This is a genomic window from Mesorhizobium amorphae CCNWGS0123, assembly GCF_001686985.1.
Lineage (GTDB): Bacteria > Pseudomonadota > Alphaproteobacteria > Rhizobiales > Rhizobiaceae > Mesorhizobium > Mesorhizobium amorphae.
Map to the genome: position 1 here is coordinate 5,255,006 of NZ_CP015318.1, position 13,789 is coordinate 5,268,794.

17 protein-coding genes are annotated in these 13,789 nt (G+C 60.5%); 13 read left to right on the forward strand and 4 right to left on the reverse strand.

The window, feature by feature from the left end; translation table 11 throughout:
• Window positions 1-65: 65 nt before the first annotated feature.
• Entirely contained in the window at window positions 66-404 is a 339-nt protein-coding gene (locus A6B35_RS24640; protein ID WP_006206751.1) for a DUF779 domain-containing protein, read from the forward strand.
• A gap of 98 nt (window positions 405-502) precedes the next feature.
• Window positions 503-718 (forward strand): DUF1858 domain-containing protein, encoded by a 216-nt coding sequence (locus A6B35_RS24645; protein ID WP_006206750.1) that lies wholly within the window; start codon window positions 503-505, stop codon window positions 716-718.
• Here A6B35_RS24645 and A6B35_RS24650 read toward each other — a convergent pair.
• Both A6B35_RS24650 and A6B35_RS24655 read right to left on the reverse strand, forming a co-directional pair.
• Window positions 715-1,419, reverse strand: a complete 705-nt coding sequence (locus A6B35_RS24650; RefSeq protein ID WP_006206749.1) for a Crp/Fnr family transcriptional regulator — start codon at window positions 1,417-1,419, stop codon at window positions 715-717. The genes A6B35_RS24645 and A6B35_RS24650 overlap by 4 nt on opposite strands.
• Window positions 1,420-1,653: 234 nt before the next feature.
• Complete coding sequence (locus tag A6B35_RS24655) at window positions 1,654-1,992, reverse strand: c-type cytochrome (RefSeq protein WP_006206748.1); 339 nt, start codon at window positions 1,990-1,992, stop codon at window positions 1,654-1,656.
• A gap of 257 nt (window positions 1,993-2,249) precedes the next feature.
• Here A6B35_RS24655 and A6B35_RS24660 point away from each other — a divergent pair, with 257 nt between their 5' ends.
• From A6B35_RS24660 to A6B35_RS24685, 6 genes are all read left to right on the forward strand, one after another.
• Entirely contained in the window at window positions 2,250-3,452 is a 1,203-nt protein-coding gene (locus A6B35_RS24660) for an NnrS family protein (RefSeq protein WP_006206747.1), read from the forward strand.
• A gap of 161 nt (window positions 3,453-3,613) precedes the next feature.
• Window positions 3,614-4,060, forward strand: a complete 447-nt coding sequence (locus A6B35_RS24665) for a pseudoazurin (RefSeq protein ID WP_006206746.1) — start codon at window positions 3,614-3,616, stop codon at window positions 4,058-4,060.
• A 298-nt stretch (window positions 4,061-4,358) separates the two neighbouring features.
• Complete coding sequence (nirK, locus tag A6B35_RS24670; protein WP_040584324.1) at window positions 4,359-5,462, forward strand: copper-containing nitrite reductase; 1,104 nt, start codon at window positions 4,359-4,361, stop codon at window positions 5,460-5,462.
• 72 nt (window positions 5,463-5,534) lie between these two features.
• Entirely contained in the window at window positions 5,535-6,407 is an 873-nt protein-coding gene (locus A6B35_RS24675; protein ID WP_006206744.1) for an SUMF1/EgtB/PvdO family nonheme iron enzyme, read from the forward strand.
• An 18-nt stretch (window positions 6,408-6,425) separates the two neighbouring features.
• Window positions 6,426-6,878 carry a group III truncated hemoglobin gene (locus A6B35_RS24680; RefSeq protein WP_425277689.1) on the forward strand — a complete coding sequence of 151 codons (453 nt, stop codon included), beginning with the start codon at window positions 6,426-6,428 and terminating at the stop codon, window positions 6,876-6,878.
• Between the two features lie 103 nt (window positions 6,879-6,981).
• On the forward strand, window positions 6,982-7,413 hold the full coding sequence (locus tag A6B35_RS24685) for a potassium channel family protein (protein ID WP_006206742.1): 432 nt from the start codon (window positions 6,982-6,984) through the stop codon (window positions 7,411-7,413).
• Window positions 7,414-7,440: 27 nt separating this feature from the next.
• On the opposite strand, the gene hemN is transcribed toward A6B35_RS24685, so the two are convergent.
• Window positions 7,441-8,814, reverse strand: coding sequence for an oxygen-independent coproporphyrinogen III oxidase (gene hemN / locus A6B35_RS24690; RefSeq protein ID WP_006206741.1), 1,374 nt, complete (start codon window positions 8,812-8,814; stop codon window positions 7,441-7,443).
• Window positions 8,815-8,948: 134 nt separating this feature from the next.
• Between hemN and A6B35_RS24695 the strand changes: the two genes are divergently transcribed.
• A complete protein-coding gene (locus A6B35_RS24695) occupies window positions 8,949-9,677 on the forward strand; it encodes a Crp/Fnr family transcriptional regulator (RefSeq protein ID WP_040584322.1) in 729 nt (242 codons plus the stop codon).
• A gap of 32 nt (window positions 9,678-9,709) precedes the next feature.
• On the opposite strand, the gene A6B35_RS24700 is transcribed toward A6B35_RS24695, so the two are convergent.
• Window positions 9,710-10,126, reverse strand: coding sequence for a hemerythrin domain-containing protein (locus A6B35_RS24700; protein WP_006206739.1), 417 nt, complete (start codon window positions 10,124-10,126; stop codon window positions 9,710-9,712).
• Between the two features lie 248 nt (window positions 10,127-10,374).
• On the opposite strand from A6B35_RS24700, the gene ccoN reads away from it, so the two are divergent.
• The 4 genes from ccoN to ccoP are packed head-to-tail and all read left to right on the forward strand — an operon-like array spanning window position 10,375 to window position 13,756.
• On the forward strand, window positions 10,375-11,985 hold the full coding sequence (gene ccoN / locus A6B35_RS24705) for a cytochrome-c oxidase, cbb3-type subunit I (protein ID WP_065518271.1): 1,611 nt from the start codon (window positions 10,375-10,377) through the stop codon (window positions 11,983-11,985).
• 11 nt (window positions 11,986-11,996) lie between these two features.
• Window positions 11,997-12,728: a cytochrome-c oxidase, cbb3-type subunit II gene (ccoO, locus tag A6B35_RS24710; protein WP_006206755.1), complete on the forward strand. Its 732-nt coding sequence runs from the start codon at window positions 11,997-11,999 to the stop codon at window positions 12,726-12,728.
• Between the two features lie 12 nt (window positions 12,729-12,740).
• Window positions 12,741-12,890, forward strand: coding sequence for a CcoQ/FixQ family Cbb3-type cytochrome c oxidase assembly chaperone (locus tag A6B35_RS24715; RefSeq protein ID WP_006206756.1), 150 nt, complete (start codon window positions 12,741-12,743; stop codon window positions 12,888-12,890).
• Between the two features lie 2 nt (window positions 12,891-12,892).
• A complete protein-coding gene (gene ccoP, locus A6B35_RS24720; protein WP_006206757.1) occupies window positions 12,893-13,756 on the forward strand; it encodes a cytochrome-c oxidase, cbb3-type subunit III in 864 nt (287 codons plus the stop codon).
• Window positions 13,757-13,789 lie beyond the last annotated feature (33 nt).

The following is a 13,789-nucleotide window of genomic DNA, read 5'->3' on the forward strand; positions in this document are numbered from 1 at the left end:
CTTTTGTGGCTCACAGGCGCGGCTCCGCGAGGTGCCGCGCCACAATTTCTAAATCGGAAAAGGCCATGCATGCGAAGGTCACGGCGACGCCCGCCGCGCTTGAACTGATCGCGGAGATCATTGCCGAGCATGGTCCGGTGATGTTCCATCAATCCGGCGGCTGCTGCGACGGCTCTTCACCGATGTGCTATCCGCGTGCCGGCTTCATGGTAGGCGACCAGGACGTGCTGCTCGGCCACATCGGCGACGCGCCGTTCTACATCAGCGCTTCGCAGTTCGAGGCCTGGAAACATACCGATCTCATTGTCGACGTGGTGGCTGGTCGCGGCGGCATGTTCTCGCTGGACAATGGGCGGGAGAAGCGGTTCCTGACGCGGTCGACGATCTGCGCCGTTCAGCCGTGAAAGGGCCCAGTAGCTACGCTGCTTGTTCTTTGTCTTGGCTCAACGAGCATCCCGGAAAGCGGATGCAACATGACTGCTTCCAATCACGGGCAAGTGGCATGAAACGCAATTTCAGCGACGATACGACGATGGACGAAATCATGCACGGGTCGCCGGCGGCCATTCGGGTCCTGCTCCAGCACGGCATGCTTTGCGTCGGCTGCCCGATTGCTTCGTTCCATACCATTGCCGACGCGGCACGGGAGCACGATCTGAACGAGGAACAACTCAGTTGCAATTTGCGGGCTGCAATCGAGAGTTCCGACTACGACTAGTTTTTCACGGCGCGGCCTTCCGCGATCAGAAGCAGCCGGTGAGGTTCGACCACGGTCACCTTCTGGCGCCCGCTTTTGACCAATCCCTGATCTTCCCAGGCCGATAGCAGCCGGCTCACCGTATGGAGCGTTGTTCCCGTCATCTCGGCAATGTCCTGGCGTGAGATCGGGAAGTCGATCAAAATCCCTTCTTCCGTCTTTTTGCCCATCTGCTTGACCAGCTTGAGCAGAGCATGGGCGACGCGCTGATCCACCTGCTCGGTGGACATCTCGATGACGCGCGTATGAGCATCCTGCAGCCTGCTGCCGACGGTCTTGTAGGTGTTGGCGCTGAAGCTCGGGAAATCGGCAGCGAATGTTGGCCACAGGTGGCTTGGCCAGGCAAGAGCCACGCAATCGACGGCAGCGACAGCATTCGCCGGATAGGTGGTGCGGCCAAGCGCGTGGGCGATGCCCATCAACTCGCCTGGACTTATGTATCGCACCGTCACCTCGTGACCGTCCGGCGTCGATTTCACCACACGCACATGTCCGTCGAGTAGCAGGAAAAAGGAATGTGCCTCCTGCTCCTGCTCGAACACCGGTTGGTCCTTGGCAATCCGGAGCGACCTGGCTTGGCCCACTATACGGTCGAGATCCGCGGCCGCCACGCCCTCGAAGACAGAAAGCCCTGCGATCAGTGAGCGATCGAGGCTACCCAACTATGTTCCCTCCCGACTTTTGATCGCCGCCTATGCATCCAAGTCCGTCTGATCAGAGAATGTCTCATGGGCGACCGACGGGCGGCAAGAGCGCACTCCGGCCGGTAGTGTCTCAATGACGCCGGCAATGGCGGCTGGCGTGTCGGCTACTCTCTGGTCGATGGACAATCTTTGCGAGAAGATGGACGCCGTAGCGCCTAAGCCGGGTCCGCGCGGACCGTACAAAAAGGGGACCTAAGGCGGCGGAGGTTCGACGGTAATCTTGATCGCGGCATAGTAAGCCGCAACATTGGCGATGTCTTCATCGCTCAGTTTCTTGACGGCCAACGACATCATTGGACTCTTGCGCTCTCCGGCCTTGTAAGCCATCAGCGAGTGGACGAGATAGTCGTACTTCTGCCCGGCGATATTGGGCGCTTCGCCACCGACGAGCATAGCTCTGCCGACGCCATCCTTGCCGTGGCACGATTGGCATTTCACCATGACTGTCCGGCCGGCGATGCTATCGCCTGCTGCCTGCGCAAATGACGAGGTGACCACGAGGGCAGCCACGCCAAGGATCAAGCCACGCATACTATGCTCCGTGAATTGCTCCGTAGATCGGACGACAAGGCACCCTACACCCGGCGAGACGGCATAGCGAATCTTCATGGTCGAAGATCGGAAATTCAAACTGAGACACTACCCCTCCGGCCGCTTCCCTTGAAAATTCCGAATCTTGTTTGCGCGGCGGCAAATTCCGTCTGCCAAAGCCAAGATAGAACGGCCGAAATAGCTGCCGTCGATGTGATCTATCACGTCGGCGTGCGGCATCTATTTCAGGGGATGTCATGGCAATTCCACGCACGCGACCAAGCGCCTACCCGGCAGTTCTCTCATACGGCTTCCGGCCGTTCTTTCTGCTCGGTTCTCTATATGCCGGCGCTGCGATCCTGTTCTGGTTGCCTTTGTTTTACGGCAGGCTCGAGACCTCCAGCATGTTCTCGCCGGTGGACTGGCACGTCCACGAGTTGCTGTTTGGTTATCTGGCGGCAGTGGTGACGGGTTTCCTGTTGACTGCAATCCCGAACTGGACCGGACGTCTTCCGGTACAGGGCCTGCCTCTACTGGTGCTCGTGTTGCTTTGGTTCGCGGGACGGTTCGCCGTCTTCTTTTCGGCGGAGACAGGCTGGCAGCTCAGCGCCGCCATAGACTGCGCCTTTCTTCTGGCGGTTGTCGCCGCCGCCGCGACGGAAATCATCGCGGGCCGAAACTGGCGAAATCTCAAGGTCATTCTGCCGGTGACGACGCTTCTGGCCGCGAACATGATGTTCCATGCCGAGGCGCACTATCAAGGAGTGTCCGACATCAGCCGCCGCCTCGGTCTTGGTGCGGCGGTCGTCCTCATCATGATCATAGGTGGCCGCATCGTTCCCTCCTTCACCCGCAACTGGCTGGCGCGCGAGAGCCCGGGACGCCTTCCGCTTCCCTTCGGCAGATTCGACGTGGGTGCGATCGCGCTCTCCGCAGCCGGATTGATGGCCTGGGCCTTCTTTCCGGATAGTGCTGGCGCGGGGGCAATGCTGATCTTGGGGGCGATCCTCAATGCCGTTCGGCTTGCCCGGTGGGCTGGAGACCGTACGCTGCGCGATCCTCTAGTGCTGATCCTGCATGTCGCATTCGCCTTCGTGCCGCTCGGTCTCTTGCTTGCCGGCCTTGCCGTCTTCGTTCCCGAAAAAGTTCCAGCAGTTGCCGGCATTCATGCGTTCGGCGTCGGAGCGGTGGCCTGTATGACACTCGCCGTTATGATCCGCGCCACCCTCGGACACACGGGACGAGAACTGCGGGCGAACATCGGTACATGCGTGGTCTTTGCGGCGATCGTGCTCGCGGCCCTTTTTCGCATTGGAGCTGCATTCGTACCGGGGCAAGCGGTGCTCCTCCACATGTCGGCGGCGCTATGGATCGCATCCTTCATCGGATATGCGGGCCTGGTTGGTGGGATGCTCGTTCGACCACGGTTGCAGGCCAGGCAGCCGAGAACCGGCGCTTGAAGGCCCAGATTTCAGGGACTGGCTGCCCGTCTAGATGCGACAGGTTCTCTGCATGCACATTTCACACGCCAATTTGCGCCAGCGCAAATCGCCAAGTTTCTCGGTCACGTAGAAGAGCGCATCGGTTGATGCCGTGACGAACTCAAGAAAAGGATCTTCAAATGAAACTGCCTCTGATCGCTGCGGCCATCGCCCTGCTTTCCATCGCCGGCGCCGCAAATGCCGAAGAACACGTGGTACAGATGCTGAACAAGGGAGAGAAGGGTTCGATGGTCTTCCAGCCCGCCTTTGTTCGGGCTGTGCCCGGAGACACGATCAAGTTTGTGCCGACCGACAAGTCCCACAATGCCGAAAGCATCAAGGGCATGATCCCCGACGGCGCCGAAGCCTTCAAAGGTAAGCCCAACGCCGAAATTGCCGTGACTTTGTCCCAGGAGGGTGTCTATGGCGTGAAGTGCGCTCCACACTACGGCATGGGTATGGTCGCGCTGATCGTCGTCGGCAAGCCTGTCAACCTGGAAGCGGCGGAAGCCGTAAAGCAGGTCGGAAAAGCCAAACCCGTATTCGCCGAACTGTTCGCAGAGGTGACCAAGACAGCCTCTAACTGACCTTTGTTCATAGATCCCCTCCGGTTCGGCGGCGGGGGGAAGGCCGGGCGGACCAGGGGAGAGGTCCAGCCCGGCCTATTTCATTCCGGATTGGTGCAGCAGAGCCGATGCCTTCCGATCTCTAGGGAGGTTTCCCTCTTGAAGAGTGGCTTCCCATACGGCTCGGCGTCTGCGCCGGTGCATCCCACTCCAAAACGCAGAAGTTGCATCAATGTATTGGATTTGCGTTAGCGCAAAGAACTTGCCAGAGCCGAGACTATTCTGACGACATCGAATGGCCGAAGCCAAGGAGATGGAAATGCTTACGAGACGCGAAGCTTTGTTGGGAACTGTCCTTACCGCAGCCGCGGTCGCAACCGTTGGTGCAATGCCTGCGGTGGCGAACGCGAAGGACGTCGCGGGACTGCCCCGGGAAAAGGTGACCTTGGTCCCGCCGCCGTTCGTTCATGCTCATGACCAGGTCGCCAAGGGTGGTCCAAAGGTCGTCGAATTCACCATGACGATCGAGGAGAAGCCGATGATCATCGATGCCGACGGCACGCAGCTCAATGCGATGACCTACAACGGCTCGGTTCCCGGTCCTTTGATGGTCGTGCATGAAGGCGACTATCTCGAGCTGACACTGATCAATCCTGAGACCAATACGCTCGCCCACAACATCGATTTCCATGCTGCCACCGGTGCGCTCGGCGGCGGCGAACTGACGCTGGTCAATCCCGGCGAACAGGTCACGCTGCGCTTCAAGGCCACCCGGTCCGGAACCTTCGTCTATCACTGCGCACCCGGTGGATCGATGATCCCATGGCACGTCGTGTCAGGGATGAGCGGTGCGGTGATGGTCCTGCCGCGCGACGGCCTCAAGGACGACAAGGGCAAGCCCGTCCACTACGACCGCATCTACTACATCGGCGAGAACGACTTCTACATCCCGCGCGACGAGAAAGGGCAATTTAAGAAGTATGAGTCGGCCGGCGACAACTACGACGACACTATGAAGGTCATGCGCGGGCTGATCCCGACGCATGTGGTGTTCAACGGCAAGGCAGGTTCGCTGACCGGCGACAACGCCATGAAGGCGAAGGTCGGCGAAACGATATTGATCGTTCATTCGCAGGCCAACCGCGACACGCGTCCGCACCTGATCGGCGGTCATGGCGACTTTGTCTGGGAACAGGGCAAGTTCGCCAACCCTCCGGCCAAGGATCTGGAAACCTGGTTTATCCGCGGCGGATCGGCTGGGGCGGCGCTCTACACTTTCCTGCAGCCTGGGATCTATGCCTATGTGAATCATAATCTGATCGAGGCCGTCGAACTCGGCGCTAGCGCGCACTTCACGGTCGAAGGAAACTGGGACGACGATCTGATGATGCAGGTCGAAGCGCCCAAGGCAATTGCCTCGTAAACGGGAGATCCGATCCTAAGTGCAGCCCTGCGGCGAAGCCGAAGGGCTGCACTCGCGGCCGGACTTGATGCCATGTCCTTTGATCCTGTCTTCACCTTCGGAACAATTGGGGCTGCCGCGCTGATCGGCATGGGCATAGCTCACGCGCTCGACGATGGTTCTTTGGCGTTAACCCAACCGATCGCCGCGAGCGAACTGGTGATCCTGGGGCCCGGCTCGTTCGATCACCCACAGGCCGGGGAATTCCTCAAGGAGAACCATCCGGTCGCAGCGCCCGTGGTGCAAGAAATCATCGAAGCACCCCTGGAAATCATGAAGTACCAGGTGAGCGTACTGGACTATGGCCGCTGCGTGGCGGACGGCGCTTGCAAATCCGCCGATACGCGCAAGATTGGCAACATTCCGGTCACCGGCGTCAGCCACATCGATGCCGAAGCCTATGCGACCTGGCTGTCAGCCCGCACAGGTGAGGTATGGCGGCTGCCAACGGACGTCGAGTGGGCCTATGCCGCCGGCGAGCGGTTCCGGGGCGACATAGAGGGTGGGGAAGACGACCCGAACAACCCAGCGCGGCGGTGGCTCGCCCAGTATCGCACCGAAACCTCGCTCGGGCGGAAGCCAGATCCGGAGCCAAGGGCACAGGCGGCTTTTGGTATCAACTCAAAAGGATTGGCGGACGTTGCGGGCAACGTCTGGGAATGGACCTCGACGTGCTTCGTCCATACAACCATGGCCAGCGATGGCGTGAAGGTTGCGAGTTCGATCGACAATTGTGGCGTGCACGCTGTGGAGGGCTTCCACCGCACCTACATGTCGAACTTCATCCGCGACGGCAAAAGCGGCGGCTGCGCCGTCGGCACGCCACCCGACAATCTGGGCTTCCGGCTCGTCCGCGACCGGACCAGTCTTGTGCAGGCCGCCCTTCGGCGCCTGGGATTTTCCTGACAGCTTAAACAAGAGTGCATGATGACGTTGAAATCAGTTTTGGTCGACAGGGTGCGCCCCGTCGCGGAACAGCCTCTGGATCGCGCCGGCGTCGATCGGACATCAATAGGAAAACTGGTCCGCGCGTTCTATGCCAAGGTGAGGAACAACGAGCGGCTCGGGCCGATTTTCGCGCGCGAGATCACCGGCGATTGGGAGCCACATCTCGAGAAAATGACTGATTTCTGGTGCTCCGTCATCCTGAAGAGCGGCGACTATCACGGCCGCCCGGTACCGGCGCACCTCAAGCTCAAGGATGTCACCGAGGCAGATTTCGATATCTGGCAGCACCTCTTCGGTCAGACGGCCGCCGAACTCTTCGCCCCGGAAACGGCGGCGGTGTTTGTCGACCGCGCCGAGCGGATCGCGACAAGCCTGAAGCTCGCGATGTTCTTTCGTCTCACTCCCGCCTCGGCGGGGGGAAGCCAATAGGTGGCTTTGGCGAAGCTGGACCGGTGCTTCAAGGCTCGAAAGGCCAGCGACAGGTTTGATTTTCCGCAAGGAAAGCGCCGCTCGAGGCTTCTAGTTTCATGGCATGGCTCTCAACCTCTTCGTCGGTACGATCGTCATAGGCCTGACGGTCCTCATTCACACCTTTGGCCTCATCGCAGTCACCCATGCGATGGGACATCTGGTGGCGCGATTTCGCATGCACGGGCGACGAAGCCGGGTTGTCGCAATGATCAGCGTAGTGATGGGCCTTTTTGCAGTCATGACTGCCGAGGTCTGGCTATGGGCCGGTGTGTACCGCCAGCTCGGCGTTTTGCCGGACTTCGAGACCGCGCTCTACTTTTCGACCATCACCTTTTCGACGGTTGGTTATGGCGACGTGGTGCCTGCCCATAGCTGGCGCGTCCTGGCGGCGCTCGAGGGCGTGAACGGGTTTCTGCTGATCGGCTGGTCGACCGCCTACCTGATCGCGGCCGGAACGCGCGTCGGCCCGTTCAGGGTTGGCGAACACTTTTAGAGCCAACGAACGGCACGACCGTCTCGTTCAGACAGCCAGGGAATGTCTGCCGGTCCCGGTCTGAAGGTATTTGTCGAACTTCGCGGCCACGATCCTGACAAGCGGGCGGCTCTCCTGCGGCACGACGAAGTGTTCGCCATCGAGGAGAAGCAGCCTGTCTACGCCATTGGTGGCGAGACGGCTTGCTGCAGCCAAAAGCTTCTGCCCGACATCGCCGAAACGTTCGACCAGTTCGATCGCAGAAAAGGCAAAATGGCACATGAGGCGCTCGATGATCCATCCTCTTGCCAGATCATCGACGCTGAATTCAATACCGCGCGCTGTCGCCAATTGTCCGGAGCTCACAGCCTTCTCGTACTCGCCCGTCGCGACGATGTTTTGTGCGTAGCCTTGTCGGAACCGGCTGATCGAAGATGGTCCAAGACCAATCAGGGTTTCGCAATTGTCTTCGGTGTAGCCTTGAAAATTGCGACGGATATTGCCGACACGAGCCGCGATCGCGAGCCCATCGTCGGGCTTGGCGAAATGATCGAGTCCCAAGGCCTCGTAGCCGGCATCCACGATCAGCCGCGAGGCGAGCTGCGATTGCGCAAGCCGTTCGGCGGAATCGGGCAGCCAGGCTTCATCGATCATCGTTTGATGCTTCTTGAACCACGGCACATGCGCGTATCCAAACAGCGCAATCCTGTCAGGTTCCAGCGTCAACGCCTGGGCGACGGTCGCGGCGACGCTCTCAAGGGTCTGGTGCGGTAGCCCGTAAAGCAGGTCGAGGTTTACGGAATCCGCGCCCCGCGCGCGCACCGCGTCCACTACGCTCTTGGTCAGCAGGAAGCTCTGTTCGCGATTGATGGCCTTCTGCACCTTGGGATCGAAGTCCTGTACGCCAAGGCTCGCTCTTGTCACGCCGATTGCGGCGAAGGCGTCGAGGCGGCCTTCATCCATGTCGTTGGGATCGATTTCGACACTGAGGCTGGCACCGTCGAGAAAATCGAATCTGTCCCTCAGGGCTTTCCCAAGTGCCAGGATGTCCTCTGGCTCTAGCATCGTCGGCGAACCACCACCGAAGTGAACGGCACGCACCCTGCCCCTGCCTTTCACGAGGTCGCCGACCGTCTCGATCTCTTTATGCAGCGAGCGCAGGAAGGTTGCCACGGGCGCATAGTGCCGTGTCTGCTTGGTGTGGCACGCGCAGAACCAGCACAACCTGTCGCAGTACGGAACATGCAGGTATAACGATATCTCGTCATCGGCTTCGAGCGCGTTCATCCAGCCGCGAACAATTATGGCGTCGACGCCCGGGTGAAAGTGCGGTGCAGTTGGATAACTCGTGTAGCGCGGAACGTTTTCGCCCGCCGCGACGGTCAAATTTGCCTGGTTGTTGTTGGGCGCATTTGTCTGCATGAGCGGCACCGTAGAAACGCCAGGGCGCCGAGTCCTTGATCTTCGTCAAAGCGACTGACGGCAAGGACAAACTGACGCAACCATTCTCGAGGCTGCGGTGGTATTCTGCCGGCATCTTGACCTTGAGCGATGAAATGACCGTCAGACAGGACGTTCACAGTTCCGGCATTCCCGTGCTTTGCCAGTCCTGCGAGGCACGGCATCGCGGCGTCTGCGGCGCGCTCGATCCCGACCAGTTGGTCGGGCTCGCCAAGACCTCGTCAAGGCACAGTGTCGAGCCGGGGGTCGAGCTGATCGGCGACGCCGAGACCATCGACAGCTATTCGAACGTGCTTTCCGGCGTGGTCAAGCTGACGAAGAGCCTTTCGGACGGACGCCAGCAGATTGTCGGCCTCCAGTTCGCGCCAGACTTTCTGGGAAGACCGTTCAAGGCGGAAAGCGAGATCAACGCGGAAGCGGCAACGGCTGTCTCGCTTTGTTCGTTTCCGAAGACGGCCATCGAACGGATGATGAAGGAATCGCCGGAGCTGGAGCATCGCCTGCTCAGGCAGACGCTGAACGAACTCGACGAGGCGCGCGACTGGATGGTGACGCTGGGCCGCAAGACCGCGTCCGAGAAGGTGGCGAGCTTCCTGCTGATGATCGCCATGAACATCGATCCCGCGGTCGACCTGGCTGCCAACTCGGCGACTTTCGAACTTCCGCTTACGCGCGCTGATATCGCCGATTTCCTCGGCCTGACGATCGAAACGGTGAGCCGCCAGCTGACCAGGCTGCGAACCGACGGGGTGATCCGAATCGAGAACAACCGGCATGTGACTGTGGACAGTCTCAGCCGGCTGGAGCAGCGCTCCGGCGCCTAGACCCGGCGGCGCGGCCGGCGGCCATCCCGGTTCTAGCCAGGATCCGGTATCCCGATCAGCGGCAGCACGTGCTCGCGTTCAAATGCGATATGCCGGCGCAGGCTTTCGAAGAAACCGCGCAACATGAAGCCGATAGCTTCGGCATTCTCGACAGTCTCGCCGTGACCGATCGCCAGCAGAATTTCGGTGACCTCGTCGGCGAAGCACTCGTCTTCGATGTGCTCGGCGCGCAGCCGCGGGATTGAGGCTACGCTCGCATTGCTGCCCTGCACGGCAGCCTCGTAGGCGGGGAAGATGATCGTCTCTTCGTATCGATGAATGTTGCGCAGCAGTGGAACGAGCACGTTGGCCGTGCCGAGGCACTTCAGACGATCGACGCTTGGCAAGGCGTCTGCAATTCTTTCCAGGGCATCGCAAAGCTGCAACTTTTCCCGGTGCGCGCGCTTCATCACCGCGGCTGGGACCGACTCTCTGTCCAATCGAGCCGAAGCCAGCGCGTCTTCATGGCGTGGATCGAACAACGACGGTCCTCGCTCCCCGTTCAATGACAGTCTCCCGTTTCCCTGGCGTGACCGACGCTGCCCAATCCAAAACGAAGCGGCTTTGACCTGGATCAAGGCGACCCCGAAGCAACTGCGGAATTGGTGCCGACGCGGATCGATGTCCGCGAACCGGAATCCAAGGTCGGGGACATGCCATGAAATTCGGCACGGAAATTGTCTTGTTGTGCTTCTTCACCTTCCTGGCGCTGGTGGCGGCCGGCTTTGGTGTCGACGAACCTTTCCGGCAACACATGTGGGTGCTGTTCTTTGTGTTGCTCGGTTTTGTCGTTGTCCTCCTGCGCAACACCAGCTTTGCGGCCCCAGCTCCGATTGATTCTTCGGCCTATATGGACGGGCCGGTCCGCTACGGTGCCATCGCCACCATGTTCTGGGGCGTTGTCGGCATGCTGGTGGGCGTGATCATAGCGTTGCAGCTTGCCTACCCGGATCTCAACATCGAGCCGTGGTTCAATTTCGGCCGCCTGCGGCCGCTGCATACATCCGGTGTTGTCTTTGCGTTTGGCGGCAACGCGCTGCTTTGCACGTCCCTGTATGTCGTACAGCGCACCTGTCGCGCACGGCTCTTCGGCGGCGATCTCGCCTGGTTCGTATTCTGGGGCTATCAGCTTTTCATCGTCATGGCCGCGACCGGCTATCTGCTCGGCATCACCGAGAGCCGCGAATACGCCGAACCCGAATGGTATGTGGATCTCTGGCTGACCGTTGTCTGGGTCGCTTATCTCATCCTGTTCCTCGGCACGATCCTGAAGCGCAAGGAACCGCACATCTACGTCGCCAACTGGTTCTACCTGTCGTTCATCGTGACCATCGCGATGCTGCATGTGGTCAACAACCTGTCGATGCCGGCCTCATTCGTGGGCTCGAAGAGCTACTCCGCCTTTTCCGGTGTCCAGGACGCCCTGACGCAGTGGTGGTATGGCCACAACGCCGTCGGCTTCTTCCTCACCGCCGGCTTCCTCGGGATGATGTACTATTTCGTGCCCAAGCAGGCGAATCGGCCGGTCTATTCCTACCGGCTGTCGATCATCCATTTCTGGGCGATCATCTTTCTCTACATCTGGGCCGGACCGCATCACCTCCACTACACTGCCCTGCCCGACTGGGCGCAAACGCTCGGCATGGTGTTTTCGATCATGCTCTGGATGCCGTCCTGGGGCGGCATGATCAACGGGCTGATGACGCTGTCGGGAGCCTGGGACAAGATCCGTACCGATCCGATCATCCGCATGATGGTGATGGCGATTGCCTTCTACGGCATGTCGACCTTCGAAGGTCCGATGATGTCGATCAAGGCGGTCAACTCGCTGTCGCACTATACGGACTGGACCATCGGGCATGTCCATTCCGGCGCACTTGGCTGGGTTGGAATGATCTCGTTCGGCGCGATCTACTACATGGTGCCGAAGCTCTGGAACCGCGAGCGGCTCTATTCGCTGCGGCTGGTCACCTGGCACTTCTGGCTGGCGACCCTCGGGATCGTCGTCTACGCCGCGGTGATGTGGGTTTCCGGCGTCATGCAGGGCCTGATGTGGCGTGAGTACGACGAGCAGGGCTTCCTGGTCTACTCCTTCGCCGAAACCGTCGCCGCCATGCATCCATACTATGTCATGCGCGCCATCGGCGGGGCCATGTACCTCAGCGGTGCCCTGCTCATGGCGTGGAACATCACCATGACCATCCTCGGCTACCAGCGCGAGGAGCAACCGCTGCCGGGTTCCGAGCCCGCCCTCCAGCCTGCCGAATAAGGAGCCAGACAATGGGCTTGATGGACAAACACGCGATCATCGAGAAGAACGCCACACTTCTTCTCATTGGCTCGCTGCTTGTGGTGACTGTCGGCGGTATCGTCGAGATTGCACCACTCTTCTATCTCGACAACACGATCGAGAAGGTCGAAGGCATGCGGCCCTATTCGCCGCTCGAACTCGAGGGGCGCAACATCTATGTGCGCGAGGGCTGCTATCTCTGCCACAGCCAGATGATCAGGCCTTTCCGCGACGAAGTCGAGCGCTACGGCCACTACAGCCTGGCGGCCGAGTCGATGTACGACCATCCGTTCCAGTGGGGATCGAAGCGCACCGGCCCCGACCTTGCCCGGGTCGGCGATCGCTATTCGAACGATTGGCACGTCCAGCATCTTGTCGATCCGCGCTCGGTGGTGCCGGAATCGATCATGCCGCGCTACGCATTCCTGAAGGACACGCCGATCGATGTGAAGGACTTCTCGACGCATCTGGTTGCGAACGAGCGCGTTGGCGTCCCCTACTCCGATGACATGATCGCCAACGCTAACGCCGATCTGACGGCGCAGGCCAACCCGAGTGCCGACACGTCCGGCCTGGAAAAACGCTATCCAAAGGCCAAGGTCGGCGATTTCGACGGCAACCCGCAGCAGGTCACCGAGATGGACGCGCTGGTCGCCTATCTCCAGATGCTGGGCACGCTGGTCGATTTCAAAACCTACGACGAAGCCGCCGGCTACCGCTGAGGAGTGCCACCCATGGACTACAATTTGATGCGCGAGTTCGCCGATAGCTGGGCCCTGCTCGCCATGGCGCTGTTCTTCGTTGGCTGCATCGCCTTTGCGCTTCGCCCCGGCAGCCGGACGCAAGCCGACGAAGCCGCCCGCATTCCTCTCAAGGACGATTGACCATGAGCACAGAGCGTATCGACGACGTGTCCGGCATCTCGACAACCGGCCATGAGTGGGATGGCATCAAGGAGCTCAACAACCCGCTTCCGCGCTGGTGGGTGATAACCTTCTACATCACCATCGCTTGGGCGGCCGCCTATACGATCGCCTACCCGGCATGGCCGATGCTGTCGTCCGCGACCAAGGGCGTGCTCGGCTACTCCAGCCGCAACGATGTCAAGAATGAACTGGCAGCGGCGGAAGCAGCCAAGGGCAAGTATGTCGCGGCCATCCAGGCGAAGACCGTCTCCGAGATTGCTGCTGACGATGCGCTGCGCGAGTTCGCCGTTGCCGCTGGCGGCGCCGCCTTCAAGGTCAATTGCGTGCAGTGCCACGGCTCGGGCGCCCAGGGCTCAGCCGGCTTTCCCAACCTCAATGACGACGAGTGGCTGTGGGGTGGCAGCGCAGAACAGATCCAGCAGACGATCACGCACGGCATCCGCTTCGCCTCGGATCCCGATACGCGGCAGTCTGAGATGCCCGCCTTTGGCGACATCATCACGCCCGAGCAGGCCACGCAGGTCAGCGCCTATGTCGCCAGCCTCTCCGGCCCCGTTCACGACGCAAGCCTGATCGAGCCCGGCGCCAAGGTCTTCGCGGAAAATTGCGTCGCCTGCCATGGCGCCAACGCAAAAGGCAACAAGGAGCTTGGCGCGCCCGACCTGACCGATGCGATTTGGTTCTACGGATCGGGCGAAACAGCGATCGCCGCCCAGGTCCGCGCGCCGAAACACGGCGTGATGCCGGCCTGGATCGGGCGCCTTGGCGAAACCACAGTCAAGGAACTTGCCGTCTACGTCCATTCGCTTGGCGGTGGAGAATAGGAGCGGGGCCTATTCTCGACCCTCGGCCGCCAA